Below are 26,987 nucleotides of genomic sequence, written 5' to 3'. Positions count from 1 at the left end.
GTCTTCGAGCGCCTCGTCCGTGCGGCCCGCCACCGGGGAGCCGATCGGCACGTCGTCACCCGCACCCAGACGGGCGAGCAGCGCGGCGAGCGCCGCCTGCACCACCATGAAGGTGCTTGCCCCGCTCGCGCGCGCGAGGTCCAGCAGGCGCGCGTGCGCTGCGGCGTCCACCGCGAAGGGCACGGTGTCGGCGGCGTGGCTGGGGCGAGGGGGGCGGGGGCGGTCGACGGGGAGGGGCAGCTCCTCCGGCAGGCCCGCCAATGCCTCCTGCCAGTGGGCGACTTGGCGTGCGATGACGCTCTCCGGGTCGCTCTCGTCGCCGAGCAGCTCCTGCTGCCACAGCGCGTAGTCCGCGTACTGCACGGGCAGCGGCTCCCAGCCGGGCATCCGGCCCTCGGCACGCGCCGCGTACGCCACCGACACATCACGGGCCAGCGGCGCGAGCGACCAGCCGTCGCCCGCCACGTGGTGCAGGACGAGGATCAGGACGTGGCATTCCGGTCCTGTCGCGCAGAGGCGGGCGTAGACGGGAAGGCCGGTGGCGAGGTCGAAGCGGTGGCGGGCCGCTTCGGCGAGGTCCGCCGCCAGGTCGTCCTCGGTGCACTCGCGCACGTCGAAGGGCACGGTCGCGCGGTCCGGGGGCAGGATCACCTGGTGCGGTTCGCCGTCGCTCTCGGCGAAGACGGTGCGCAGGCTCTCGTGGCGTTCGACGACGTCGGCGAGGGCGGCGCGCAGGGCCTCCCGGTCGAGGCGGCCCGTCAGGCGCAGGGCGAAGGGCATGTTGTAGGCGTCGCCGCCGGACTCCAGGCGGTCGAGGAACCACAGGCGGCGCTGGCCGACCGAGAGCGGGAGGCGCTCGGGGCGCGGGGTCACGGCGCGTACCGCGGGGCGGGTGCCAGTGGCGGCCTGCCGTACGTGGGCGGCGAGCCCCGCGACCGTCGGGGCGTCGAAGACGGCGCGCAGCGGCAGTTCGACGTCGAGGGCGGAGCGGACGCGGGCGATCAGACGGGTCGCGAGCAGCGAGTGGCCGCCGAGCGCGAAGAAGTCGTCGTCGGCGCCGACGGCCGCGGCGCCGAGGAGGTCCGCGAAGATGCCGCAGAGGACTTCCTCGGTGGCGTTGGCCGGGGCGCGGCCCGTGCTCGCCGAGGTGAACTCGGGGGCGGGCAGCGCCTTGCGGTCCAGCTTGCCGCTCGGGGTCAGGGGGACGGCGTCGAGGGCGATGACGGCCGAGGGGACCATGTAGTCGGGGAGCGCGGTGGCCGCGTGGGCGCGCAGCGCCGCCTCGTCGCCGGGGGCGTCCCCGTGGACGTACGCGACGAGGAGTTCGTCGCCCGCGGCGCGCTCGTGGACGACGACGGTCGCCCAGGACACGCCGGGCGCGGCGGCGAGCACGGCGGCGATCTCGTCGAGTTCGACGCGCAGGCCGCGCAGTTTGACCTGGTGGTCGGCGCGGCCGACGAAGACGAGCCGGCCGTGGCGGTTCCAGCGGACGAGGTCGCCGGTGCGGTACAGGCGCGCGCCGTCCGCGAAGGGGCTGGCCACGAAGCGCTCGGCGGTCAGTCCCGGGCGTCCGGCGTAGCCGCGTGCGAGCTGGTCGCCCGCGAGGTACAGCTCTCCGATGACGCCGGGCGGCACGGGGCGCAGGGCGTGGTCGAGGACGTGCACCTGGGTGTTCCACACGGGGCGGCCGATGGGCACGGTGCCGCCGGTCTCCTCGGGGGACGCGCGGTGGTGGGTGACGTCGACGGCGGCCTCGGTCGGGCCGTACAGGTTGTGCAGCTGGGCCCCGCCGTGACCGAGTACGTCGTGGAAGCGGGCGGCCAGGTCGGCGGGCAGGGCCTCGCCGCTGCACACCACGTGGCGCAGGCTGACGCAGGCGGCGCTGGTCGGCTCGTCGACGAAGGCGTGCAGCATGGACGGCACGAAGTGGGTCATGGTGACGCCGTGGCGCTGGACGGTCGCGGCGATCCTGGCGGGGTCGCGGTGGGCGCCGGGCTCGGCCATGACGAGGGCCGCGCCGGAGAGCAGCGGCAGGAAGAACTCCCACACGGACACGTCGAAGCTCGACGGCGTCTTCTGCAGGATGCGGTCGGCGGCGCTCACGCCGTATTCGTCGCGCATCCACAGGAGCCGGTTGACGATCGCGTCGTGCGGGACGGCGACGCCCTTGGGGCGGCCCGTGGAGCCCGATGTGTAGATCATGTACGCGGCGTTGCGGGACCGCAGGGCGGTGGTGCGCTCGGCGTCGGTCAGGTCGTGGGCGGCGTGCCGTGCGAGGCGGGCGGGCAGGGCGGGGTCGTCGAGGGCCAGCGGTGCGGGCGTCTGCGGCAGCTGGGCCGTCAGGTCGCTGTGGGTGAGGACGGCGACGGGGGCCGCGTCGGCCAGCATGTACGCGATGCGGTCGGCCGGGTAGTCGGGGTCGACGGGCACGTAGGCCGCGCCGGACTTGAGGACGGCGAGGAGGGCCACCATCAGCTCGACGGAGCGGGGCACGGCGAGCGCGACGGTCGTCTCGGGTCCTGCGCCCAGGCCGATGAGGTGGCGGGCCAGCTGGTTGGACCGGGCGGACAGCTCGCGGTAGCTGAGGGCCGTGTCGCCGAAGGCGAGGGCGGGGGCGTCGGGGGTGCGGGCGGCCTGCTCCTCGATCAGGGAGACCAGGGTGGTGGCGGGGACCTCGCGCGCGGTGTCGTTCACGTCGGCCAGGAGGAGTCGGTCCGCCGGGGTGGCGATGTCGTGGCGGGCGAGCGGCAGGTCCGGCGCGGCGCACACCGCGACGAGGAAGGCGGCGAGCCGGTCCGCGAACGCCTGGACCGTCTCGCGGTCGTACAGGTCGGCGGAGTAGTCGACACAGCCCGTGATGCCGCCGGGCGCGCCCGCGGCGGAGGTCTCCCCCACCTCGATGTGCAGGTCGAACTTGGCGCCCGTGCGCGGCAGGTGCTCGGGCGCGACGCGCAGGCCGGGCAGGTCCACGACGGGCAGGTCGGTGTTCTGGAAGGCCAGCATGACCTGGAAGAGGGGGTGGCGGCCCCGCGAACGTGCCGGGTTCAGCGCCTCGACCAGGCGCTCGAAGGGCACGTCCTGGTGCGCGAAGGCGGCCAGGTCCGACGCGCGGACGCGGCCGAGGAGTTCGCGGAAGGTGGGGTCGCCGGAGACGTCGGTGCGCAGCACCAGCGTGTTGACGAAGAAGCCGACCGCGTCTTCGAGGGCCTCCTCCGTGCGGCCCGCCATCGGGGAGCCGATCGGCACGTCGTCGCCCGCGCCGAGCCGGGCGAGGAGCGCGGCCAGGGCCGCCTGCACCGCCATGAAGACGCTCGCACCGCACTCGTACGCGAGCCCGGCGAGGCGGGCGTGGACGGCGGCGTCCACGGCGAAGGGGACGCTGCCGGAGCGGTTGCTGCTCACGGCGGGGCGCGTCCGGTCGCCGGGCAGGCCCGCCTCGTCCGGCAGCTCGGCGAGGGCGCCGCGCCAGTAGGCGGTCTGGCGTGCCATCAGGCTGTCGGGGTCGCTGTCGTCGCCGAGGAGTTCCTGCTGCCACAGCGCGTAGTCCGCGTACTGAACGGGCAGCGGCTCCCAGCCGGGCGCCCTGCCCTCGGCGCGGGCCGCGTACGCCACCGACACATCACGGGCCAGCGGCGCGAGGGACCAGCCGTCACCCGCCACGTGGTGCAGCACCAGGAGCAGGACGTGGCTGTCCGCGGCGACCGAGAACAGCGTGATCCGCAGCGGCAGGTCGGTGGCCAGGTCGAAGCTGTGGCCGGCCGCGACGGTCAGGGCCTCCTGCAACTCCTCTTCGGAGCAGGGCCGTTCGACGATGTCGAGCCGTACCTTGTCCATGCGCAGGATGCGCTGGCGCGGCTCGCCGTCGCGTTCGGGCAGGACGGTGCGCAGGCTCTCGTGGCGTTCGACGACGTCGGTGAGCGCGGCGCGCAGCGCCTCGCGGTCGAGGCGGCCCGTCAGGCGCAGGGCGAGGGGCATGTTGTAGAGCGCCGTGCCGTCCTGGAGGCGGTTGAGGAACCAGAGGCGGCGCTGGGCGTACGAGAGCGGGATCATTCGTCCTCCTCGGGACGGCGCATGCGGCGCAGGACGGGGCGGCTCGGGCGGCCCTGCTCCGTGGTGGTGCTTGCTGCGGTGGCGGCGGCCTGCGCGAGGCGGGCCACCGTGGGGTGTTCGAACAGGGCGCCGAGCGGCAGGTCCACGCCGAGGGCGGCGCGGATGCGGCTGATCACGCGGGTGGCGAGCAGGGAGTGGCCGCCGAGGACGAAGAAGTCGTCGTCGACGCCGACCCGGTCCAGGCCGAGGACCTCGGCGACGATGGCCGCCAGGGTCTCCTCGCGGTGGTCGCGCGGGGCCCGGTAGGCGGTGTGCTCGTCCGCGCGGACGTCGGGCGCGGGCAGCGCGGCCCGGTCGAGCTTGCCGCTCGGGGTGAGCGGAAGCGCGTCCAGGGTGATCAGGTGCGCGGGCACCATGTAGCCGGGCAGGGCGCGCGCGGCGTGCTCGCGCAGCGCGGCGGCGAGTCCGGCGTCCGGGGTGCCCTCGGGGATCACGTACGCGACCAGGCGCAGGTCTCCGGCGGGTCCCTCGGCGGCGGTGGCGACGCAGTGGGCCACGGCGGGGTGGGCGGCCAGGACGGCCTCGACCTCGCCGAGTTCGATGCGGAAGCCGCGGATCTTCACCTGCTGGTCGGAGCGGCCGAGGTAGGCGAGCTGTCCCTCGCCGGTCCAGCGCACCAGGTCGCCGGTGCGGTACAGGCGCGCGCCGGGGGTGAACGGGCTGGCCACGAAGCGTTCCGCGGTCAGCGCGGGGCGGCGCAGATAGCCGCGGGCGAGTCCGGCGCCCGCGAGGTACAGCTCGCCCGCGACGCCCGGCGGCACCGGGCGCAGCTGCGCGTCGAGGACGTAGACCTGGGTGTTGCGGACCGGGCGCCCGATGAGCGGCGCCCGGTCGGTGTCCGCGTCGGCATCGGCGTGCCAGGCGGTGGCGTAGACGGTGGCCTCGGTCGGCCCGTAGATGTTGGCGATCCGGCAGCCGGGCACCGTGGCGCGGATGTCGGACGCGGCCTGCGCGGAGAGCGCCTCGCCCGCCAGGACGACGGTGTCGGCGGTGACCTTGCCCGGGGTCCCGCTCAGCACTCCCGCGAAGGCCGAGGGCACGCCACTGATCAACGTGCCCTCCCAGTGCGGCAGTTCACCGAGGGCGAGCAGGTCCCGGACGATCTCGACGCGGCCGCCGCAGGCCAGGGGCCCGAACAGCTCGAAGACGGACACGTCGAAGTTGAGGGACGTGGCGCACAGCGTCCTCGCGAGCCGCTGCGGGCCGAACTCCTCGGCCGCCCACAGCGCGAGGTTCACGGCGTTCGCGTGCGGCACCACGACGCCCTTGGGCGTGCCGGTCGAGCCGGAGGTGTAGATGGCGTACGCGGGGTGGCCGGGGCGCAGCGGGGCGCGGCGTTCGGCGTCGGTGAGCGGGGTGGCGGGGTGCGCGGCGACGGCGGCGGCCGTCCCGGGGTCGTCGAGGACCAGGCGCGGCACCTGGGTCGTGGCGGGCCCGGTGGCCGCCGTGGTGACGAGGAGCGCCGGGCGGGCGTCGCCCAGGATGTGGGCGATCCGTTCGGCGGGGTAGGCCGGGTCCACCGGGACGTACGCGGCGCCCGCCTTCAGCACGGCGAGTACGGCGACGAGGGTCTCGGTGGTGCGGGGCAGCGCGAGGGCGACGAAGTCCTCGGGTCCCGCGCCCCGTTCGACGAGGTGGCGGGCGAGCCGGTTGGCCCGCTCGTCGAGGTCCCGGTAGGTCAGGGCGGTGCCTGCCGCGAGGACCGCTTCGGCGTCCGGGGTGCGGGCCGCCTGCGCCTCCACGAGGGCGTGCAGCGTGGTGGGCGGGATCGGGCGCGCCGTGGCGTTCCAGCCCTCGACGATCAGGGTGTGCTGCTCGGGCGCGAGCACCGGGGCCGCGCTGACGGGGCGGTCCGGGGCGGCCGCGGCCGCCTCCAGGAGACGGGCGAAGGAGGCGGCCAGGCCCTCGACGGTGGCGGCGTCGAACAGGTCCGTGGCGTACTCCACCTCACCCTCGATGCCGAGGGCGGCGCCGTCGTCGGCGTACCGCTCGGTGAGGCTGAAGGCGAGGTCGAACTTGGCGGACGCGGCACCGGCCCGCTCGACCGTCGCGTCGAGCCCGGCGAGGGCGACGTCGGCCGCCGTGGTGTTCTGGAACGTCAGCATCGTCTGGAACAGCGGGTGGCGGGCCATGGACCGGGCCGGGTTGAGCTGCTCCACCAGGTGCTCGAACGGGACGTCCTGGTGCGCGAACGCCGCCAGGTCGGCGTCGCGGACACGGCCGAGGAGTTCGCGGAAGGTCGGCTCGCCCGACACGTCGGTGCGCAGCACGAGGGTGTTCACGAAGAAGCCGACGAGGTCGTCGAGCGCGACGTCGGTCCGTCCGGCCACGGAGGTGCCGAGCACGATGTCGGTGCCCGCGCCCCAGCGGGACAGGAGTGCGGCGAGCCCGGCCTGGACGGCCATGAAGGGGCTGGCGCCGCCGTCGCGGGCGAGCCGCGCCAGGGCGGCGTGGGTGTCGGGGCCGAGCCGCACGGGCACGGTCGCGCCCCGGTGGCTCGCGGTGCGCGGGCGCGGCCGGTCGTAGGGGAGCTGGAGTTCGTCGGGGGCCCCGGCCAGCTCCGTGCGCCAGAACGCGGTCTGCCGCGCGGCCGGTCTTTGCGGGTCCGTCTCGTCGCCGAGCAGCTCGCGCTGCCACAGGGTGTAGTCGGCGTACTGCACGGGCAGCGGCTGCCAGGCCGGGGGCTCGCCCTGGACGCGGGCCGCGTACGCGAGGGAGACGTCCCGGGCGAGCGGGCGCATGGACCAGCCGTCGGCAGCGATGTGGTGCACGACGAGCAGCAGGACGTGCTCGTCGGCGCCGACACTCAACAGGTGGGCGCGCAGCGGGAGTTCGTCGGTGAGGTCGAACTTTCGGGCGATGGCAGCGGCCAGCTCCTCGTCCAGGCGGGCGGCCGGGCAGTCGCGGACCTCCGGCTCGACGGGGGCGGCGGGGCGCACCAGCTGGTGCGGTTCGCCGTCGGTCTCCGGGAAGACCGTGCGCAGGCTCTCGTGCCGTGCCACGACGTCGGCGAGGGCCGCCGTGAGCGCCGCGCGGTCGAGGGCGCCGCGCACGCGCACGGCGAGCGGCATGTGGTAGGCGGCGGAGCCGTCCTCCAGGCGGTTGAGGAACCACAGGCGGCGCTGGGCGTACGACAGGGGCACGGCCGCGGGCCGGTCCGTGGCGGTGAGCCGCGGCCGCGCCCGCCCCGCGGCGCCGTCGACGCGGGCCGCGAGCCCGGCCACGGTGGGCTGCTCGAACAGGTCCTTGATCTGCACCTCGGCGCCGAGCTCGGCGCGGATGCGGCTGGTGAGCCGGGTGGCGAGCAGGGAGTGCCCGCCGAGGTCGAGGAAGCTGTCGTCGATGCCGACCCGCTCCACGCCCAGCACGTCGGCGAAGAGCGCGCACAGCGCGGCCTCCCGCTCGGTGCGGGGCGCGCGGCTGCTCGTGGACGCCTCGAAGCCGGGGCGCGGCAGCGCCTTGCGGTCGAGCTTGCCGCTGGGCGTCAGCGGCCAGCTGTCGAGGGTGAGGAAGGCCGAGGGCACCATGTGGGCGGGCAGCTCGGCGGCGAGGTGGGCGCGCAGGTCCTCGGCGGTGGTGTCGTCGGCGGGCAGGTCGCCGACGGGCAGTACGTACGCCACGAGCCTGCCGTCCACGACGGCCACGGCCGCCTGTCCGACCGTCGGGTGCGCGCTCAGCGCGGCCTCGATCTCGCCGAGTTCGACGCGCTGGCCGCGGATCTTGACCTGGTGGTCGGAGCGCCCGGCGTAGCGCACGCTGCCCTCGGCGTCCCAGGACCCGAGGTCGCCGGTGCGGTACATGCGGGTGCCGGGCGGGCCGTAGGGGTCGGCCACGAAGCGTTCGGCGGTCAGGTCGCGCCGGTCCAGATAGCCGCGGGCGAGCTGGGCGCCCGCCAGGTAGAGCTCGCCGGTGACGCCGGGGGGCACCGGGCGCAGGGCCGCGTCCAGGACCCGGATCTGCGTGTTCCAGACGGGGCGGCCGATCGGCACGGTGCGCGGTGCGTCCTGCTGGGGGCAGGTCCAGTGGGTGACGTCGACGGCGGCTTCGGTCGGCCCGTACAGGTTGTGCAGCGGGGCGCCGGAGATCTCCTGGAAGTCCTCGACGAGGTCGGCGGGCAGGGCTTCGCCGCTGCTGAAGACGCGGCGCAGGCTCGCGCATTCCCGGGCGGCGGGCTCGTCGGTGAAGGCACGCAGCATCGACGGCACGAAGTGCGTGGTGGTGACGCCGGTGTCCTGGATCAGGCGGGCGAGGAGGGCGGGTTCGCGGTGTGCCCCGGGCGGTGCGACGACGATCGCGGCGCCGCTGATCAGCGGCCAGAAGAACTCCCACACGGACACGTCGAAGCTCGACGGGGTCTTCTGGAGCACCCGGTCGGTGGCGTCGAGGCCGTACTGGTGCTGCATCCACACCAGGCGGTTGACGATCGCGGCGTGCTCCACGACCACGCCCTTGGGGCGGCCGGTGGAACCGGAGGTGTAGATGACGTACGCGGGGGTGCGGCCGGTCGGCCGCTCGGTGTCGGGGTCGGTGTCCGGGCAGGACCGTACGCGCGCCGTGGTGTCGTCGCTGTCCAGGGCCAACGCCGGGGTGCCGGCGGGCAGTCGGGGTGCGAGCGCGGTGGTCGTGAGGACGAGCTCGGGCGCGGCGTCGGCGAGGATCTGCGCGGTGCGCGACGCGGGGTAGTCCGGGTCGAGCGGCACGTAGGCCGCGCCGGTCTTGACGACGGCGAGCAGGGCGAGGACGAGTTCGGGCGAGCGCTCAAGGGCGACGCCGATCTTCGCCTCCGGGCGTGCTCCGCGCTCGCGCAGGTGGTGGGCCAGCTGGTTGGCGCGGGCGTTGAGTTCGGCGTACGTCCAGGTGGTGCCGTCGTGGTGGAGGGCGGCCGCGCCGGGGGTGCGGGCGGCCTGCTCCTCGACGAGGGCGGGCAGGGTGGTGTCGGGCACCGGGTGCGCGGTCGCGTTCCACCCGGTCAGGACCTGGGCGCGCTCCTCGGGGGCGAGCAGGTCGAGGCGGGCGAGCGGGGTGTCCGGGTCCGTGGCGAGGGCGTCGAGGAGGCGGTGCAGGCGCCGGCCGACGCGTTCGGTCTCCTCGCGGCCGAGCACGTCGGGGCGGTGGTCGAGGGCGATGCGCAGCTGTCCGCCGTCGTGGTGGCCGGGCAGCACGACGAGGCGCAGCGGGTAGTGCGCGCCGTCGCGGACGGTGACGTCGGTGACGCCGATGCCGCCGCCGGGCAGGCGCAGCGCCGCCATGTCCACCGGGTAGTTCTCGAAGACCAGGCAGGTGTCGAAGAGGGCGCCGAGGCCGGTCGCGGTGTGCAGGTCGGTGAGGGCGACGTGGTGGTGCGGGGTGAGCGCCGCCTGCTCGGTCTGCACCGCGGCGAGCAGCTCCGCGGCGGTCGTGCCCGGCGTCGGGCGCACCCGGACCGGCACGGTGTTGATGAGCAGGCCGACGACGTCCTCGGCGCCGGGCAGGTCGGCGGGGCGGCCGGAGACGGTGGCGCCGAAGACGACGTCGTCGCGTCCGGTGAGCGCGCCCAGCAGGATGCCCCAGGCGCCCTGCACCAGCGTGTTCAGGGTGAGGCCGCGGGCGCGCGCGGCGGCCAGGAGGCGCTGGGTGAGCTCGGCGGAGAAGTCGACGGAGACCCGCTCGGGCCGCTGCGGCAGGGCGGCGCCCGCCGGGGCGGCGAGGAGGGTGGGTTCGTCGACCCCGGCGAGGGCGTCCGTCCAGGCGCGCAGCGTCTCGTCGTGGTCCTGGCGGGTGATCCAGCCGAGGTGGTCGCGGAAGGGCCGCACCGCGGGGAGCGCCTGGGCGCCCCGGGTGTACAGCGTGAACAGCTCGCTCATCAGGAGCGCGGTGGACCAGCCGTCGAGGACCACGTGGTGGTTCATGAGGACGAGGACGTGCCGGTCGGCGGCGAGCCGCAGCAGGCCGAAGCGGACGAGCCGCGGCGCGGAGACGTCGAAGCGCTCGGCCCGGTCCGCGGCGAGGATCTCGTCGAGCCGGTCGCGCCGCGCCGCCGGGTCCAGGTCGCTGAGGTCCGTCTCCCGCCAGTCCAGGGGCACGTCGCGGGCCACGACCTGCGTCCAGGCGCCGTCGGCGCCGCGCTGCCGGAACGCGCTGCGCAGCGCCGGGTGGCGGCGCACCAGCTCGTGCGCGGCGGCGCGCAGCGCCCCGGCGGCGGCCGCATCGAGGTCTCCGGTGAGTTCGAAGGCGAACTGCGCGGTGTACACGTCGGCGCCCGCCGTGTCGTACAGCGCGTGGAACAGGAGCCCTTCCTGGAAGGGCGTGACGGGCAGGACGTCCTCGACGCCGCCGTAGAGGGGCGTGAACTCCGCCTCCAGGGCGTCGATGTCGCTCTGCGTCAGGGCGATGAGGTCCAGGTCGGACGGTGTGCGCCCGCCCGCGCCCGGTGCCTGCGCATGGCGTACGAGGGTGTCGAGGGCCCGCTGCCAGGTGTCCGCGAGCGCTGCGACCTCCTGCTCGTCGAAGAGGCCGCCGGGCCAGCGCCAGACCACGTTCAGCTCGTCGCCCGCGCCCGTCTCCCGGGCGATGACCTCGATCTCCAGGGCGTGTGCGAGGGGCATTAGCGGATCGGTGCCGCCGTGGAGGCCGTCGGTGTCGAGGGTCCAGGCGAGGTCGCCGGCGTCGCCGGTGCCGAGACCGGACGTACGGCCGAGGTAGTTGAAGCCGATCTGTGGGTGCCGGCGCGCGCCGAGCACGGCGGCGGTGTCGGCGTTGAGGTAGCGCAGCAGGCCGTACCCCAGGCCGTGGTGGGGCAGGGCGCGCAGGTGCTCCTTGACGGACTTGATGAGGTCGCCCGCGGCCGCTCCCCCGGCCCACGCGCTCTGAAGGTCGCCGGGCGCGTCGAGGCGGACCGGGTACAGGGAGGTGAACCAGCCGACGGTGCCGGTCAGGTCGCCCCCGAGAGCCTCCGTCTCGCGGCCGTGCCCCTCGACGTCGACGCGGACCGGCTCGGTGGCGCGGCCGGTGGCGCGCCGCCAGTCGGTGACGGCGAGCGCGAGGCCCGCGAGGAGCACGTCGGTGGTGCCCGCGTGGAAGGCGGCGGGCACGGAGGTGAGCAGCGGGCCCGTCAGCTCGGCGGGCAGGGTGCGGCTCAGGCGGACCTCGGTGGCCGCGGTGTCGCGGGCCGGGTCCAGGGGGCGGCGGCCGAGCGGCTGCTCGTCCTCGCCGAGGACGTCCTGCCACAGCGCGAGTTCGGCGGTGTGCTCCGGTGCGTGGGCGAGGCGTACGGCCTGCTCGGCCCACTCCTTGAGCGGGGTGGTCAGCGGGGCGGGGTCCGGGGCGGCGCCCCGCGCCTCGGCCTCGTAGGCGGCGGCGAGTTCGGGCACCAGGATGCGCCAGGAGACGCCGTCGACGCTCAGGTGGTGCAGGACGAGCACGAGGCGGCCCGGCTCGTCCAGGCCGCGGTCGCACCACACCGCTTCGACCAGTGCGCCGTCGCGGGGCGCGAGGCGGCGTGCGGCCTGCTCGCGCTGTTCGTCGACGAAGGCGCGCAGGGCGTCGCCGTCGTCGCCGTTCACGTGTGCGGCGTCGACGCGCGTGACGCACTCCTTGGCGGACACCGTGCCGCGCGGGGTGACGGCGAGCTGCCAGGCCCCGCCTTCGTCGGTGAGCCGCAGGCGCAGCGCGTCGTGCCGGTCGAGCAGGTGCTGCACGGCGCGGACCAGGGCCTGCTCGTCGAGGCCCGCGGGGACGCCGAGGACGGTCGCCTGGTGGAAGGCGTCGATGGGGCCGCCGCGTTCGCGCAGCCACTCGACGATGGGCGTGGCGGGCACGGGTCCGGTGCCCGCGTCCGGGTCGCGCTCGACCGCCGCCGCCTCTTCGGTGCCGCAGACGCGGGCGAGGGCGGCGACGGTGCGGTGCGTGAAGACGTCGCGCGGCGTGAACACCAGGCCCTCGCGGCGCGCCCGGCTGGCGAGCTGGATCGCCATGATGCTGTCGCCGCCGAGCTCGAAGAAGCCCTCGTCGGCGCCGACGGACGCGACGCCGAGCACGTCCGCGTACAGGGCGCACAGCGCCGTCTCGGCCGGGGTCGCCGGGGCACGCCCGGCCTCGGCGGTCGTGAACACGGGCTCGGGCAGCGCCTTGCGGTCGACCTTGCCGTTGTGGGTCAGCGGCAGCGTGTCCAGGACGACGAAGGCGGCGGGCACCATGTACGAGGGCAGGTCGCGGGCGGCGTACGCGCGCAGGTCCTCGATGTCGAGGCCGTCGGCTGCGGCCCCGCTCTCCTCCGCCACGACGTAGGCGACGATGCGCTTGTCGCCGCGCGGGCCGGTGCGGACGTCCACGGCGACGTGGGCGACGCGCGGGTGGGCGGCGAGCGCGGACTCGATCTCGCCCGGTTCGATGCGGAAGCCCCGGATCTTCACCTGGTCGTCGGCGCGTCCGACGAACTCCAGGTCGCCGTCGGCGTTCCAGCGGACCAGGTCGCCGATGCGGTACATGCGCGAGCCGTCGGCGGCGAAGGGGTCGGCGACGAAGCGCTCGGCGGTCGGGCCCGCCTGCCGGACGTAGCCGCGCGCGAGACCGATGCCGCCGGCGTACAGCTCGCCGACGCTGCCCGGCGGCACCGGCCGCAGCCCCTCGTCGAGGACGTAGACGCGCTGGCCCTGGAGCGGGCGGCCGATGGGCATGAGGTCGGGGACCTCGACCTGCGGGGGCAGCCGGTGGTATGTGACGAAGGTGGTGGTCTCGGTCGGGCCGTAGCCGTCGACGACGGTGACGTCCGGGCAGGCCTCGCGGACCCGGCGCACGGTCGCCGCGGGCACGACGTCGCCGCCCGCCCACAGCTCGGTGAGGCCCTTGAGGCAGCCGGGGTCCTCCTCGGCGATGAGCCGGAGCAGCCCGGCCGTCAGCCACAGCGAGGTGACGCGGTGCCGGGCGAGGGTGGCGCCCAGGGTGGGGATGTCCAGTTCGCCGGGGGGCGCGACGACGACTTCGCCGCCGCCCAGGAGCGGCACCCACAGCTCGTACGTCGCGGCGTCGAAGGCGGCGGGCGAGTGGAAGAGCACCCGCTGCTGCGCGCCACCGCGCCACACGCTGTCCAGGGCGAGCCCGAGGACGTCCTCGTGCGTGACGGCGACGCCCTTCGCGGCGCCGGTCGAGCCCGAGGTGTACATCACGTACGCCAGCTGCGCGGGGCGGCAGACGACGTCGGGGTCGCCGCCGGGCTGCCCGGCGCGCGTGGCGGGGTCGTCGACGGCGACGGCGGGCACACCGAGCGCGCGGGCCCGCTCCAGGGTCGTGCGGTCGCAGAGCACCAGGGGCGCGCCGGTGTCCCGCGTCATGGCGCGCAGGCGCTGGTCGGGGTGGCGGAGGTCGAAGGGCACGTAGCAGCCGCCCGCCTTGACGACGGCGAGCAGGGAGACGACGAGGTCGACAGTGCGTTCCTGGAGCACGGCGACGGGGGTCTCGTCGCGTACGCCGAGCGCGATCAGCCGGTGCGCCAGCTGGTTGGCGCGCGCGTCGAGTTCGCGGTAGGTCAGGCGCTCGTCGCCGCCGGTCACGGCGGTCGCGTCGGGGGTGTTCCGGACCTGTGCGGTGAAGCGCTCGGTGAGGGTGGTGGCCGTCGGGTCCTCGCGGTGCGGGGTGCTGACGCCGCCGGTCAGGACGTGGCGGCGCTCGGCCGGCGTGAGCAGTTCGGTGCGGCCGACCGTCGCGCCGGGGTCGGCGGCGGCCGCGCACAGGAAGGAGAGCAGTCGCTGCTGGTGTCCGGTGGCCTCGGCGGCCGTGTACGAGGCGGCGTTGGCCTCGACTTCGAGGATGATGCCGTCGCCTCCGTGGTCCTGCACGACGAACGTGAGGTCCTCAGCGGGTCCGGCGAGATAGGTCTGGGCGCCGACGGCGGCGCCGAAGCGCAGCCCGCCGCTGAACGGCAGGATGTTCACCTGCGTCGCGAACAGGGCGTCGGTGGTGCCGAGGTCGGCGCGCATCTCCTGAATGAGGTAGCGCTGGTGGCGCAGCGCGCGCTTGGCCTCGGCGGACGCCTGCCGTACGAGGTCGGTCCAGGCGGCACCGGGGTCGACCTCGAGGCGCAGCGGTACGACGTTGGAGACCATGCCGGGCGTGGCGCGCAGGGCCGCATTGGTGCGGGCGGTCACGGGCAGGCCGAGGACCACGTCCCGCTCCCCCGTCATCCGGTGCAGGTATCCGGCGGTGGCGGCGATGACCAGGGCGGGCAGGGCGCTGCGGGCCGTGCGCGCGGCCTGCCGCACGCTGTCCGCGGCCGCGGTGCCGATGCGTCCGACGCGGCGCGTCGCACTGCCCGCGGGGGCGACGGGGCGGCCGGAGAGCGCGCTGGGCGCGGGCAGGTCACGCAGCCGCTCCGCCCAGTAGGCGCGGTCGTCCTCGTACGCCGTCGACGCGCGGTAGTCCGCGTCCTGCGCGAGGAGTTCGGAGAACGCCCCGAAGGTGCGGCCCTTCGGCTCGTCGGCGCGGGCGAACGCCGTGTAGATCTCGGCTACGCGGCCGCTGATGAGGGCCCCGGAGTAGCCGTCGGTGACGAGGTGGTTTCCCTGGAGGTAGAGCAGGTGCCACTCCGGGGAGAGCCGCAGCACGGCGACGGTGAACAGCGGCCCCGCCACCAGGTCGACCCCGCGCTCCACGGACTCCCGCATCCACCGCTCGGCGGCCTCGCGCGGCAGCAGTTCGCCGCTGAGGTCGACGTAGGGCAGCTCCCAGTCGTCGGGGCGCTCGCGCCGGATCTGCACGGCGGTGGCGCCGCTCTCCTGGAACCGGACGCCGAGCGCCTCGGTCTCCGCGATCGCCTGCCGTGCGGCCCGCAGCAGCAGCGAGGGCGTCAAAGGGCCGCGGATGTCCGTGTATTGGGCGACGTTGTACGCGCTGGTCACCGAATCCAGCTGCTGCGCGAGCCACAGGCCGCGCTGGGCGCGCGAAAGCGGCGAACGGTCCAGGCCAAGCATGACTAGCTCCCCCGTAAATTCCCTTGAAGCCCACTCGTCCATACGCGAGCCCATTCATGTGCAGACACGGCTACGCGTACGCCCCACAAAGTGAGCGCATGAAAACCAACTAATCATTGAACAATTGATTAAGCACAGGCGACGCAGGCGACGGCGGCGCCGACAGTGGCACGAATCGCCACTGCCGCCGCGCCGCATCGCCCCGCGCTCAGGAACCCGCGGATTCCGTATCACGCACCAGGCTCAGCGGGCGCATATCGCCCCAGTTCGCCTCGACATAGGCCAGGCAGGCCTGTCTGGCATCCGGCCCGAACCGCAGGTCCCAGCCCGCGGGGACATCGATCACCGCAGGCCAGAGCGAGTACTGGCCCTCGTCGTTCACCAGGACCAGGTACTGGGCGTCATTGTCTTCGAATGGATTGCTCACACTGCACCTCTCGGCATGCACGGAGAGGGACGCGGGCGGGGACACACCTGCCCAAACAGACAGCAAGCCGCGCCTGAACACACAGCAGGCAGCGGTCATTTACTTCATGCCAGAGCGGCAAAATCCCCCGTAAGCGGGCCGTTGCACACGATGGTGACGGCTCCGCACATCCCCCAAGTTCTGTTACTCAAGCGCCTGTTGAAGGGCGCTCGACCAGCCTGCACTTCCCCCGTTCTCGGCGGCGATGATCACACTACGTGGGACGCGAATCAAGTTCAACCGTGACCGACATCACGAAACACCTGGTACACATAGGCGAGTTAACCCGGCGGAAGAGCTTGTACAGGAACGGTTAAATCCGGGGAATGACAATTGACGGCCCGCGGGAGGCTGCGGTAACAGGCCCCACCGCGCGGCACGGCGGCGCACCCTCGCCCGCCTTCGCCCGCCCTCCGGCGCGCCGCTGCGCCGCCGTGCCACTGTGCCCCTGCGCCGCCGCGCTTCTCGATGGTCTGACCGGTGCGAGCACCCATGCGACTTGCCACGTCACGGGCAGGGTTACTGCCTTATGAAGCTGGGTAGGCAGGCAGGTTGCCCCTGCTGGGGACGCAGCGGCGGCACGTGCCGCCCCGGTCCGGCTCGGCTCCGACGAGTGTGGGGCAATTCCCCCTCACCGCCCCGGACTCCCCTGTCGGCGACGGCACGCCTTTCCAGCAAGTCGCTTTCCAGGGAACGGAATAAGGGTCCGCTCATGCCATGAAACCCACTGGCGCGGGGAGGTGATGTGATCAGCCAGGAATCATCGCCTCCGACAGCAAGTGTTAGGGTTTTGCCAGTGATACGAACCGCCCGAACGCTGGCTATCGCCCTCGCCTTCTCACTGTCCGCCGCGGCTTGCACGGCGGGACAGAGCGATGAAAAGTCCGCCCCCTCTCCCACCTCGCCGAGTACGACCCTGCGCAGCCTCGACGAGATAAGCCTGGAGGGGGATCCGCTGGCGGATCTGGACACCAAGCCCTCAGGCGGGCGCCACCCGCGCCCGGTCGGGGAGCTCCGCCTCGGAGCGAATCGACTTGTGGCCTACGTGACGGGCACAAGGTGCGGAATCCTGGTGACCGACGCCAGGAAGAACAACCCCATAGCAATGGAATCCGCATGGCCCAAGGAGGACGCGGAAGGAAGCACACGCCTCCCGGGTGGCCCTCACTTCAGCTCGTCCATGTCCGGATCCAGTCGATCCATCCCATGGGTCTCGCTTTCCTGCAGCCAGACCTCCATGGTTGTCGAATACGACACCCACGGCTCCGTGCGGGTTTCGAAGTCACGTGGAGCGATATCAGCGGGACAGCCGCGCAGTGGCCACAGGTCGTTTGCCGTCATCGGATCCAAGGACATCCGAGCGAATATCCAGAAGAAGCTGCGGCACGCACCGTTGGATTGAGCGCATGCCGAGAGGACCGGACATCAGACGGGTGACGGCCTGGTTGATCTCGCGGAGGCTGCGTTGCGAATCATCAACTGCCGTTGCAGTTCGGTGCGGAGCGCGGCGGGCAGGTCGTCGGTGCGGCACCAGAGGACCAGGTGTTCGGCCACGATGCGCAGCTTGGTGTTGCTGCGCATGGAGATCTCGCGCAGTACGTCCCAGGCTTCCTCAGGTGTCAGCTTGCCGACCGCGAGGACGACACCGATGGCTTGGTCGATGACCGCGTGCGAGTGCACGGCGTGCTGGAGCTGTTCCACGTGGTCCTGGAGTTCCTGAACCTGGTCTGTGAGGGCCCCGGGCTCGGGCTCGTGGGGAGCGGCGAACGGCACGGTGGGCCTCCGATCGGCAGGGGACGGTGACCTGGCCTTGATGCTTTCTTGCCCTGCGCAAGCTACGCCATCCCCGCCCGGTCCGCTTGGGTACGAGCGTTCTGCGTCTGGTTCATCTCCTCGCCACCTGCGGCACGACCCGAGGACCCCGAGGATAGGGAGCCGGGCTCCGCGCATGAGGGAGGATGCGCTCAGGGCGGAGCCGGACGCAGGCCCGGAGCGAGAATGTGCGGGCCTGCCTCCTCATGGCATCGCTCCCGCCCCAGAGGAACGTGTGGCATCAGGCACTGCACCTGGTTGCCGTCTGCCCGGGAAGGAGGACCCTGCCTTGAGGGAAGGCCGAGCGGGCCCTACTTTCGGCCGCGGTCTGAGGCCGATGCCGGACCTCCGGCACGTGTCCGGCGGGCCAGGCCGGGACGAAGTGCTGCTCGGGTGGCCCCTCCAGGCCCTGGCCGGCCTCGCGGGCGTGGAGGCGAAAACGCGGCCTCTGCTGGCCGGGCCGCCTCGGCCGCGCGTGGCTACGTCTGCCACTCCTCCAGATAGCCCAGCCGGTTGGCGTACGGCTGGGCGAGGAGGCGGACCGTCGTCCACGCGACGGCGGCGCTCTGCGCGTTCTCCGCGTGCCGCCAGACCCGCAGGTTGAGCTCGATGATGCGCCGCTTGGCCTCGATCTCGATCAGGATCTGCCGCGGAACGCCGCACGAGCACTCGACGACCGACTGATCCGCGTCGGGCGGCAGCTCGCAGTCACGGCGATGCCACTGCTCGAATCGGTCGCGCTGGCGGGCGGTCTCCTCGTCGAGTCGGATGTACAGCCACTGCACGAGCTCATCCACGCCCCTCACCCCTCAGGCTTCTCCAGGTCCGTGCACCACCCCTGCCGCTCCTGGCGCTTCCGGAGTTCCGGGCCGGCCAGCCTCCAGTCCACGGGCTTCACTCGGCCAGCGCCCACAGCGGACGGAAAGCCGGGTCCTCGCGCGACAACTGCATACCCACTGAAGGCCCATAGAGTCCTCGCTCCCTCGACCGCCGCTGTGCATGCTGCGCGCGCGGAGCAAACCCCTGCCGAACGCCTTCGGCCTCGGATGATGCCGGCGTCTCCAGAACCTGTGCCTGAAATTCACGGGCCCCATGCCCGGCTGGTTCAAGGGCAACCTGAATTCCGCCCACAACAACCAGGTGAGCTCTGTCGACTCACGCTGCTGACCGGAGAAGGCGCCGTATCTCCGTATCACGCTGACTTCCGTCTCGGGGCTCTGCGGCGTCGCACCCCCGGCGCGGCGCCGCTCGCGCGCCCGGAAACAGTCGTAGAGCAGTCCGTGCTCGTCTGTCCGCTCCTCTCGTGGGAGCCGGACAGACGAAGCACTCACGGCCTGACTACGCGGGCGAGCCCGCCAGTGACGCCGTGACGACCACCGGAGCCAGTCGCCCCGCGTCGCGCAGAGCCTCCGCGGTCATCTCCACCAGCCACACGGCGATGTCCGGCGACCACTCGCGCGTGCCGCAGCCGAACCGGATCACCTCGCGCATCCCGTCGGTGTGCGCCGACCGGCCGAGATCGAGGGCAAGGCCCGGAAGCTCGCCGTCCGCCACCTTCTCGAAGACGTCGACCGCGTCCTGCGCCCTCTCCCGTACCGCCTCGCGCAGGGCCGCCGCATCGTGCTCGTCCGCTCCGCCCTCGCCGGGACGGCAGGAGACGGTCACCACCACCTCGTACCGGGCATCCGGATCGGCCAGGTCGAACCACGGCACCAGCTCGATCTGGTGGAAGGCCGTGTCGCGCTCGGTCGCCTCCAACGGAAGCAGGGCGTGCAGACCCGTGAACGTCACCGCCCCCACGCGGGCCAGGGCCTCGGACAGCACCAGGGCGATCGGCCGGACGGGAACCCCCGGCCGCGGCGGGTCGGTGCTCACCCCCGCCCCGAGCCACGCCAGCTGATGCACCGCGCCGTCCTGCGTCCAGTCGCCGCCGACGTCTTCGTGGGCCCACGCCGTCGGCTCGTGCTCGGCCGTGACCTCGCCGTCCTCGTGCAGCAGACCGCCCATGGTCCGCCAGCCGTAGGAACCGGCCCGGTCGACGGCGAGGAAGAGGAGTTCCTCCTCGACGGAGCCCTCGGCATCGGCGTCCCGCGTCCCCACCCGGTCGAACCACGGATGCCGATGCAGGGTCCCATGCAGACCGACGACGACGGTGGAGGGAAACACAGTCAGGTACTCCTGGAAAGAGGGCGAACGGTGCCGGAAGCGTACTTCGGCACCGCCTCAGCCGTTGATCACAGACCGCAGCCCAGCTTCTGCTCGTATCGGTGATCTTCCTGTAACTGTCAGCGGCCCCTCAGGCGGGTCGCCAGGACCGCCATCGTCGCCATGAGGGCCGGGAGGACCAGCATCGCTGTGCGGAGGGTGGTGGATTCGGTGAGGGCGCCGATGATGGGCGGGCCCGCCAGGAAGCCGACGTAGCCGACCGCGGAGACGGCGGCGATGGCGGGGCCGGGGCGTTCGGGGTTGAGGTCGGCGGCGTGGCTGAAGACGACGGGGATGACGGCGGCCATGCCCAGACCGAGGAGGCCGTAGCCGAGGAAGCCGGCGAGGACCGTGGGTGAGGTGATCGGGATCAGCGCGCCCACCCCGGCGACCGTCGCGCAGCCGAGCGTGAAGCGGGTCGTACCGACGCGGGAGCGGACGCGGTCGGCGGAGAGCCGGCCGACGACCATCCCGGCGGAGAAGACGGCGAAGCCCACGCCGGCGAGGCCCGCGGACGCGCCCGTCACCTCGTGCAGGTAGACCGCGCCCCAGTCGTTCACGACGCCCTCCCCCATCAGCGCGCAGAACGCGACGAGGCCGGGGATCCACAGGCCGGGGCCGGGCAGGGCCAGGAGCGGGCCGGAGTCCTCCGCCGCCCGCTCCGTCCGCCGCGGCTCGGGCACGAGGGCGGTCGCCGCCCAGGCCGCCACCGCGCACAGCACCACCGCGGTGACGGCGAAGTGCGGCCCGGTGCCCACGCCCGCCGACGCCACGAGGCCGCCGACGCCCGCCCCCACGATGCCGCCGAGGCTGAACATCGCGTGGAAGCCGCCGAGCACCGGCCGCGCGTAGGCCCGTTCGACCAGGACGCCCTGGGTGTTCATCGCCACGTCGACGGCGGTGTTCCCGCACGCGAACAGCGCGAGGGCCGCCGTGAGCAGGGCGAGCCCCGGCACGAAGGCGAGCCCGGCGAGCGCCGCCAGGTAGACGGCCATGCCGACGCAGAGCACCGTGCGGCTGCCGTACCGGGCCACCAGGCCGCCCACCAGCGGCAGGCCGACGAAGGCCCCGCCGCTCAGGCCCACCAGCGCCACCGCGAGCTGCCCCGCGGAGAGGTCGAGCCGGTCCTGGACCGCGGGGACGCGGGCGGCCCAGGTGGCGAAGGCGGCACCGGTGACGAAGAAGACCGTGCTCACGGCCAGCCGCATCGCTCTCAGGCGGGCTGCGGGGTGGGGGCTCGGGTGGAGGTGTGTGTCCGGGGGTTTCAGGGGTGGGTGCTCCGTCCTGTCCGGTGGCGCCCCGTCCGGCTTCTGCCCCATCGGCGTACGGGTCCTTTCCTGAGCTCGTCCTGTGCCGCTACGGGGAGTCAACCGCTCTGCGCCGTGCCCGTGCCAGCAGGGAATCCCGCTCCTCCACCAGGACCTTGTGGAAGACGTCGGCGAAGAGCCGCATGGTCCGCTCGTCGTTCGGCGGGCCCAGGGAGCTGAAGCTCTGGCCGAGGACGAGCCGACGCTGGCAGATCTCCTCGCTCACCGGATACTCCTCCGGCCGGTACGCGTGCCCGGGGGCGGCGTGGCCGCAGGTCCACGGGCAGCCCCTGCCGTATCCGCGCAGGTCCTGGAAGAGGGTCTGCGCCGGGACCGGTTGCGGCTGCCAGCGCATGATGCCGAGGCCCTCGGCGTTCACGGCCTCTTCGAGGGCGTCGCGAAACGCCTCCACGGGTACGTCGGCCGGGTCGAGGCCGAGTTCCTCCGGCACGACCAGGAGCGGGTAGAAGAAGTAGACGTGCGTGCGGCCCTCCGGGACGACCGGCGGACGGATGCCCGGCACTCCGGCAAGGGCCGCGGTGAGCGCCGCGCCGTTGGCCTCGCGGGCGCGGGTCATCTCCGGCAGCCGCAGGAGCTGGGAGCGGGCGAAGGCCGCGGCGAGCACGTCGATGCGGTAGTTCCAGCCCATGATGCGGGCGTTGTAGTCCCGCCCCTGGCCCGGCAGTTCCTCGCCGAACATCAGCACCCGGCGGGCGAGCTTGAACTGCTCCTCGTCCCGGGTGGCGAAGAGGCCGCCCTCGCCGAGCGCCGAGAGCGTCTTCGAACCGTTGAGGCTGGCCCCGCTCATCGTGCCGAGCGAACCCGCCTGCCGCCCCCGGTAGGTGGCGCCGTGCGCCTGGGCCGCGTCCTCGATGAGGATCAGGCCGTGCCGGTCGGCGACGGCTCGCAGGGCGTCGTAGTCGGCGGGCAGCCCGTTCAGGTCGACGGCGATGATCGCGCGCGTACGAGGGGTGATCCGCTCCTCGATCCGCGCGGGGTCGAGGGTGAACGTGTCGATGTCGGTGTCGACGAAGACGGGGATCGCGTTGGCCTGGAGCACGCACGACGCCGAGGCCAGAAAGGTGTCGGCGGGCACGAGCACCTCGTCGCCCGGTTCGATGCCCGCGGCGGCGATCGCCATGTGCAGGGCGGCCGTACCGGAGTTGGCGGCGAGGACGTACGGCATGGAGGTGTACTCCCCCCACGCCTCCTCCAGCTCCCGCACCGCCCGCATCGGCCAGTGCCAGGGCGTCGCCGCGTCCAGGGCGTCGAGCACGGCCTTGCGGTCCGCGTCGACGATGTGCGGCCACGGCGCCACCGCGCCCTCGGGCACCAGCCGGGTGCCGCCGTCGAGCGCTAGCATGCCGCGGCCTCCGTCAGGCGCCTGCGCTCCGGTCGCTCCTTGCGGAACACCGCCTTGGCCGTGGGGAGTTCGGGGAACGGCCCGAGTGCGGCGGCCAGCGACGCCAGGCCGTCCGCCAGGCCGATCGCGGGGCCGAAGCCGAGGGCGGCAAGGCGGGAGACGTCGGCGACGAGGGAGAAGCTGTCCTCCAGGCTGCTGTCGTCGACGTCGAGGAGCGCGGGCCGCCCGGTGGCCTTGCCGACCGCCTCTGCCAGTTCGCGCAGCGACACCTCCGTGCCGCTGCCCAGGTTGTACGTCTCGCCGTCCCGCCCCCGGTCGGCGAGGGTGACGAGCGCCCGGCACAGGTCCTCGACGTGGATGAAGTCCCGCGTCTTGCGGTCGATGTCCCCGACGACGGGGATCGGCAGTTCGTTGAGGTGCCAGCGCAGGAACTGCGACACCTCGCCGCCCGCTCGTCTCGGGTCCTCGCCGGGTCCGTAGATGACGAAGGAGCGCCCGATGACGACGGGCAGCCCCGCGGACTGGTACAGGCTGCGCAGGGTGAGTTCGCCGGAGAGCTTGGAGGCTCCGTACGGCAGGAACGGCTCCGTGGGGTGGTCCTCGCCCATCGGCGAGCGGCGCGGGGTGCCGTAGACGATCGCGGAGGAGAGGTAGACGAGGCGCCGGACGCCGAGTTCGAGGCCGGCGTTGCCCACGTTGCAGGTGCCCAGGGCGTTGAGGTGGAAGTCGTGGCGGGGCTTCTCCACCGAGACGGTGCCGCTGGCGTTGCCCGCCAGGTGGAAGACGACGTCGGCTCCTTGCAGGGCGAGCAGGGTCTCTCCATAGTCGCGCAGGTCGGCGCGGGCGTGCCGGACGCCGGGCAACGCCGCGACGTCCGCGGGGAGTTCGGCGTGGTCGACGACGGTGGTCTTCTTGCCGAGGCTGCTGAGGGCGGCGACCAGATGGCGGCCGACGAATCCGGCGCCTCCGGTCACCACCACTTCGTCGTGCTCTCGGAGTGCGCCGGACGTGGCTGATGTGTGGATCAACGTTGCTCCCCGTGGGTGGAGTCCGGGACCGTGCTGACGCCCCGTCCCACGGTGCGCCGCAGCGGAACCGGCGGCACGTGGAGGGATCGGTCCGGGGCCGTCGCGGCATGTCGGGCGACACGTCGGAGGCACGTCGGACGGCAGCAGGCCGGGCTGGACGGATCGGTGTGGGCCGTGCGGTTCGGCGTCAGGGGTGCGGGAGAAGCGAATGAGACGGCGGGAGTCATGCGGAGGCCCCGCCTCATTCAGTGGAACACGTGGGTGCACCGCCGGAACAAGTGCTCCCGCAAAGATGGCCGATGTGGTCTTGCCGCCGGGACGCGCTCCATCGCTCGATGCGGAAGATGGCTGAGGTCGTACCCCGGGAGGGAGTGACCGCCCCGCTCAGGCGTACCGGAGCCCGAGGCTCGACGGGGAACGGGGCATCTCGGATGGCTGATTCCACACACTGCCCCGGGCCGGTGGCCGACCCGGGGCTCGGGGACGGGCGGGGAGGTGGTGGCGACGTGCGCGCCCCCGCCCGTGGCTGCGTCAGAAGCGCACGTCGGAGCAGGCGTAGAAGGCGTTGCCGGTGTCGGCGATGGTCCAGACGCCGAGGATGAGGTGCCGGCCGGTCTTCTGGGGCAGGACGCCGGCGTGGGTGACGGTGGAACCGGGCAGACGGCCGCCGAAGGCCACCGTGAGGAAGGGCTGCGGGTCCAGGTCGGCCCGGGTCAGCGGCTTGGTGGAGTCCCAGCCGTCCTTGGTGATGTAGTAGCGGAAGTCAGTGGTGGAGTGGCGGGCGGTGATCCGCCAGACGAAGGTGTGGCTCTGGCCCGCGGTCAGGCTGATGGCGGGCCAGTTCCCGCCTCGCGGGTCGTCCAGTTCGTGGAAGCGCCCGATGCCGCCGGAGCAGATGTGCCCGTCGGCGGGACCGCGCGCGGGGAAGCCCTTGGGCCCCTCCACGCTCGGCGGCTCCCACTGGATCTGTCCGCAGTTCCGGACGGTGCCGTTGCCGCACAGCTGCTGACGGCTGACGGGCGAGTCGGTGTAGCCGTGGCTCTGGGCGCTGCCGCCGGTGGCGAGCACGGTCGTTCCTGCGAGGCCGAGGCCCAGGAGTAACGAGGTGAGTTTCTTGCGCATGGTGCTCTCCCGTGGTCCGAGTTGCGGGTGGGGGGGACGCACACCTCGGTCACACTGCCGGTCGGTACGGCGAGGGCAAGCGGGACAAGACGGCAGCACGGAAGCAACCGGAGGACATACGTCCGATGCGGTCTAGACCAAGTCCGAGGCTAGTCTTCTGCGTTAGTCATGTCCATACCAATCACGGCGCGTCAGGCCGCGCCGAGCGCCTCGGCAGCCCCGAGCCCCTCGCACACCCCTCACCCCAAGGCCGCCGCGCAGGCGCAGGCGATGGCCGGATCTTCCCCGCGGGACGAGACGGCCCAGGCCCTTGAAACGATGGAGATGTCATGCATGTAGCGTGCTCGCTGTACGGCTGGCACCGCGGAACAACGCTGCGAAAGCAGTAGTGCCGGCCACACGGAGAAGAGCGGCGCGAGGGCGCCGCTGCAGAGGGGGAGAAATGATGCGCAAGGTCGCGGCCTCGATGGCACTGGGCCTGTCTGTCGTGCTGCTGACCGGCTGCGGCGGGAGCGACTCCAAGTCCGAGGACACCAAGAGTTCGGCCCCGAAGGCCAGCAAGAAGGCGCCGCAGGACCAGGGCAAGGACTCCGCCGCCAAGGCCACCGGCACCGACGGCACGTGGAAGCCGATCAACAAGAGCCCGATCGCCACGCTGACGATCACCGGATCCAAGGTCACCACCACGGGCAAGCTCGCGTGCCCCGGCGTCCTCAAGCCCGGCAAGAAGAAGTCGGAGTCGGTCATCACGCTCAACTGCGAGTCGAAGAACCCGGACCGCTCACGAGGCACCCTGGAACTGGACGAGGACGGCTCCCGCAGCTACATCTCGTGGGACGGCCCCGCCTGGGGCGGCATGATCGACTCACTGCGCCGAGCCTGAACCCTCAGGGGGCGCGACGTCGCTAGCCGTCTGTGCTAGCCGTCTGCCTGCATCTTGCGTGCACGCTCGGACATGATCCGCATGAGTTCCGCCGCCTGACGTTCGGAGCCCGCCTCGTCACGGATCGGTCCGTAGTGCATCTCGATGACGACGGTTCCGACGCGCGCCCTCGACATGAGGTGCTCCCCGACCTGAGAAGGGTCCGCCATCGTCTCGTCCTCGACCCGGTACCTGGTCGTCGTGCTCTCGTCGCCGAACCTCTGCGCCGAGAAGGGGTGTTCCTTCCGGCCTCCCGGGTTCTGGCGCAGCTTGACGATTTCCTCGTAGCCCTCGGTCGCGCGCGTGATGTTCGGGCAGGAATTCACCCGGAACCGAAGCTTGAGGTCGTGCGGGCTCGAACCCTCCGCCGTCTTGTAGTCCGCTCCGCCCCGATGGCACCGCCCCGCGCCGCCCCCTTGTGCCGACGGCGGCATGAGGGTCCCCCAGGTTCCCTCCAGGTCCGTCAGCGCCGGGATCATCTGTTCGGTCTCGGCCACGCTCAATGCGCGCGCCTGCACGGACTTGCCGTCGTCACCGCCCGGTGAGTCGTCGACAGCGAGTTGCACCCCTCCGTAGATGAGGAGGGCGATGACGACCACGAGGGCAGCGACCAGGCCCAGCAGTCCGCCGGTCGAGCTGGGTTTGTTGATGGTGACAGGGCCGAGGGAGATCTGGCTGCCGCGAAGCCTGCTGCCGCTGATGACGACACTGCCGGACGTGTGACTCGACGACGCGCTCAGGTGCGCCGTCAGTGCGCTCCGCAGGGCCGGGTCCTGCCGCGCCTCTTCCCGCAGCACCGACTCCGCCTCCCGGCGCGCCTCGGCGTCGTCCGGCGCGGCCGACAACCCGTCCAGCGCCGCCTGCCCCCGGGGCGTCGCCCCGAGCCGCTCCCTCACGGTCCGCACGACCGCGGCCGCGGCTTCCTGACCGACACCCGTGGCCGTTCCCGTCAACGCCGCGGCCAGCACCCCCACAGCCACAGCAACAAGATCAGTCTCCAAGCCTCCCCCTGCCCCACGCGGCAACTCGGAGCCAGCTTGTTCCCTCCACCCGACAAGGAACACGCCGTTCCGCAGGGCAGTCCGAAAACCAGTCACCGGCCGTACGACTGCCTGACGCGCCCCGGGGCCCTAGCGTGCGGCGAGTCGCTCCAGCAGGGCGGTGCTCCGCGCCAGCAGCGCCCGCTCCTCATCCGTGAGTTCGGCCTCGATGGCCTGCGCGAGCCAACCGGCCCTGCGGCCGCGTTCCGCTTCGAGCGCCGTGCGGCCCGCGTCCGACAGCTCGACGAGCGACTTGCGGCCGTCCGTGGGGTGCGCCCGGCGCGTGATCAGGTCCTGCTCCATGAGCAGCCCCACCGCCCGGGCCATCGACTGGGGGCGTACGCGCTGATCCGCGGCGAGGTCGCTGGTCGTCATGGCGCCGTTGCGGTCGAGCGCGCCGAGCACGGCGGCCTGGCCCAGCGGGATGCGGTCCTCGTCCTTGACGCGACGCGTGAGCTTGCCCATCGCGGTGCGCAGTTCGACGGCGATGGCGGCGGCTTCCGGGGTGGGCATAGGGCACTTTACCCCGTTGGTCAGCAAAGCTGCGCACCTGACCTGCACAGCCATGCTGTACAGCAAATCTGAACAGCGAAACTGAACAGCATTGCTGTATGGTTTGGCGGTGTCGGGCTCAGCGCCAGCGTTGTCGCAGCCGGGGCCACGGCACAC

General features: G+C 73.1%; 14 protein-coding genes. 1 reads left to right on the top strand and 13 read right to left on the bottom strand.

The features are described 5' to 3' along the window. From IG74_RS53740 to IG74_RS0137875, 11 genes are all read right to left on the bottom strand, one after another. The coding region (locus IG74_RS53740) for a non-ribosomal peptide synthetase (protein WP_234334577.1) at window positions 1–4,050 on the bottom strand (4,050 nt) is incomplete at its 3' end. Next, window positions 4,047–15,053, bottom strand: coding sequence for a non-ribosomal peptide synthetase (locus IG74_RS53735; protein WP_051856245.1), 11,007 nt, complete (start codon window positions 15,051–15,053; stop codon window positions 4,047–4,049). The genes IG74_RS53740 and IG74_RS53735, both read right to left, overlap by 4 nt. A 208-nt stretch (window positions 15,054–15,261) precedes the next feature. After that, window positions 15,262–15,480 carry an MbtH family protein gene (locus tag IG74_RS0137920; RefSeq protein ID WP_030686799.1) on the bottom strand — a complete coding sequence of 73 codons (219 nt, stop codon included), beginning with the start codon at window positions 15,478–15,480 and terminating at the stop codon, window positions 15,262–15,264. Between the two features lie 1,203 nt (window positions 15,481–16,683). Further along, the gene (locus tag IG74_RS52410; RefSeq protein ID WP_158857930.1) at window positions 16,684–16,860 is read right to left on the bottom strand and encodes a hypothetical protein; all 177 of its coding nucleotides are present in this window, start codon (window positions 16,858–16,860) and stop codon (window positions 16,684–16,686) included. Between the two features lie 84 nt (window positions 16,861–16,944). Then, window positions 16,945–17,292, bottom strand: a complete 348-nt coding sequence (locus IG74_RS0137910; protein ID WP_051856242.1) for an ANTAR domain-containing protein — start codon at window positions 17,290–17,292, stop codon at window positions 16,945–16,947. A gap of 518 nt (window positions 17,293–17,810) precedes the next feature. Continuing rightward, on the bottom strand, window positions 17,811–18,128 hold the full coding sequence (locus IG74_RS0137905) for a DUF6221 family protein (protein WP_158857928.1): 318 nt from the start codon (window positions 18,126–18,128) through the stop codon (window positions 17,811–17,813). Between the two features lie 541 nt (window positions 18,129–18,669). After that, window positions 18,670–19,497 (bottom strand): hypothetical protein, encoded by an 828-nt coding sequence (locus IG74_RS0137895; RefSeq protein ID WP_030686791.1) that lies wholly within the window; start codon window positions 19,495–19,497, stop codon window positions 18,670–18,672. A gap of 119 nt (window positions 19,498–19,616) precedes the next feature. Then, window positions 19,617–20,855, bottom strand: a complete 1,239-nt coding sequence (locus IG74_RS0137890; protein WP_078869406.1) for an MFS transporter — start codon at window positions 20,853–20,855, stop codon at window positions 19,617–19,619. A gap of 37 nt (window positions 20,856–20,892) precedes the next feature. Beyond that, window positions 20,893–22,206 (bottom strand): DegT/DnrJ/EryC1/StrS family aminotransferase, encoded by a 1,314-nt coding sequence (locus IG74_RS0137885; protein ID WP_037826742.1) that lies wholly within the window; start codon window positions 22,204–22,206, stop codon window positions 20,893–20,895. Then, entirely contained in the window at window positions 22,200–23,234 is a 1,035-nt protein-coding gene (locus IG74_RS0137880) for an NAD-dependent epimerase/dehydratase family protein (protein WP_234334575.1), read from the bottom strand. The genes IG74_RS0137885 and IG74_RS0137880 overlap by 7 nt, the downstream gene beginning before the upstream one ends. Window positions 23,235–23,765: 531 nt before the next feature. Continuing rightward, the gene (locus IG74_RS0137875; RefSeq protein ID WP_030686781.1) at window positions 23,766–24,356 is read right to left on the bottom strand and encodes a lytic polysaccharide monooxygenase auxiliary activity family 9 protein; all 591 of its coding nucleotides are present in this window, start codon (window positions 24,354–24,356) and stop codon (window positions 23,766–23,768) included. 442 nt (window positions 24,357–24,798) lie between these two features. On the opposite strand from IG74_RS0137875, the gene IG74_RS0137870 reads away from it, so the two are divergent. Continuing rightward, on the top strand, window positions 24,799–25,239 hold the full coding sequence (locus tag IG74_RS0137870) for a hypothetical protein (protein ID WP_158857926.1): 441 nt from the start codon (window positions 24,799–24,801) through the stop codon (window positions 25,237–25,239). A gap of 35 nt (window positions 25,240–25,274) precedes the next feature. Here the strand turns inward: IG74_RS0137870 and IG74_RS48290 are convergent, their stop codons facing one another. Beyond that, window positions 25,275–26,279, bottom strand: a complete 1,005-nt coding sequence (locus IG74_RS48290; RefSeq protein ID WP_158857924.1) for a hypothetical protein — start codon at window positions 26,277–26,279, stop codon at window positions 25,275–25,277. Window positions 26,280–26,408: 129 nt separating this feature from the next. Then, entirely contained in the window at window positions 26,409–26,831 is a 423-nt protein-coding gene (locus tag IG74_RS0137860) for a MarR family winged helix-turn-helix transcriptional regulator (RefSeq protein ID WP_030686775.1), read from the bottom strand. Window positions 26,832–26,987 lie beyond the last annotated feature (156 nt).

Source organism: Streptomyces sp. NRRL B-1347 (assembly GCF_000720325.1).
GTDB lineage: Bacteria > Actinomycetota > Actinomycetes > Streptomycetales > Streptomycetaceae > Streptomyces.
Note: the sequence above shows the minus strand (reverse complement) of the source record. Positions and strands in the feature narration are given on the sequence as shown.

Bases quoted from the DNA above. Each gene is read 5' to 3' on its own strand.
- IG74_RS53735 (WP_051856245.1), bottom strand. From the start codon at position 15,053: ATGCTTGGCCTGGACCGTTCGCCGCTTTCGCGCGCCCAGCGCGGCCTG.
- IG74_RS52410 (WP_158857930.1), bottom strand. From the start codon at position 16,860: ATGACGGCAAACGACCTGTGGCCACTGCGCGGCTGTCCCGCTGATATC.
- IG74_RS0137890 (WP_078869406.1), bottom strand. From the start codon at position 20,855: ATGGGGCAGAAGCCGGACGGGGCGCCACCGGACAGGACGGAGCACCCA.
- IG74_RS0137885 (WP_037826742.1), bottom strand. From the start codon at position 22,206: ATGCTAGCGCTCGACGGCGGCACCCGGCTGGTGCCCGAGGGCGCGGTG.
- IG74_RS0137875 (WP_030686781.1), bottom strand. From the start codon at position 24,356: ATGCGCAAGAAACTCACCTCGTTACTCCTGGGCCTCGGCCTCGCAGGA.
- IG74_RS0137870 (WP_158857926.1), top strand. From the start codon at position 24,799: ATGATGCGCAAGGTCGCGGCCTCGATGGCACTGGGCCTGTCTGTCGTG.
- IG74_RS0137860 (WP_030686775.1), bottom strand. From the start codon at position 26,831: ATGCCCACCCCGGAAGCCGCCGCCATCGCCGTCGAACTGCGCACCGCG.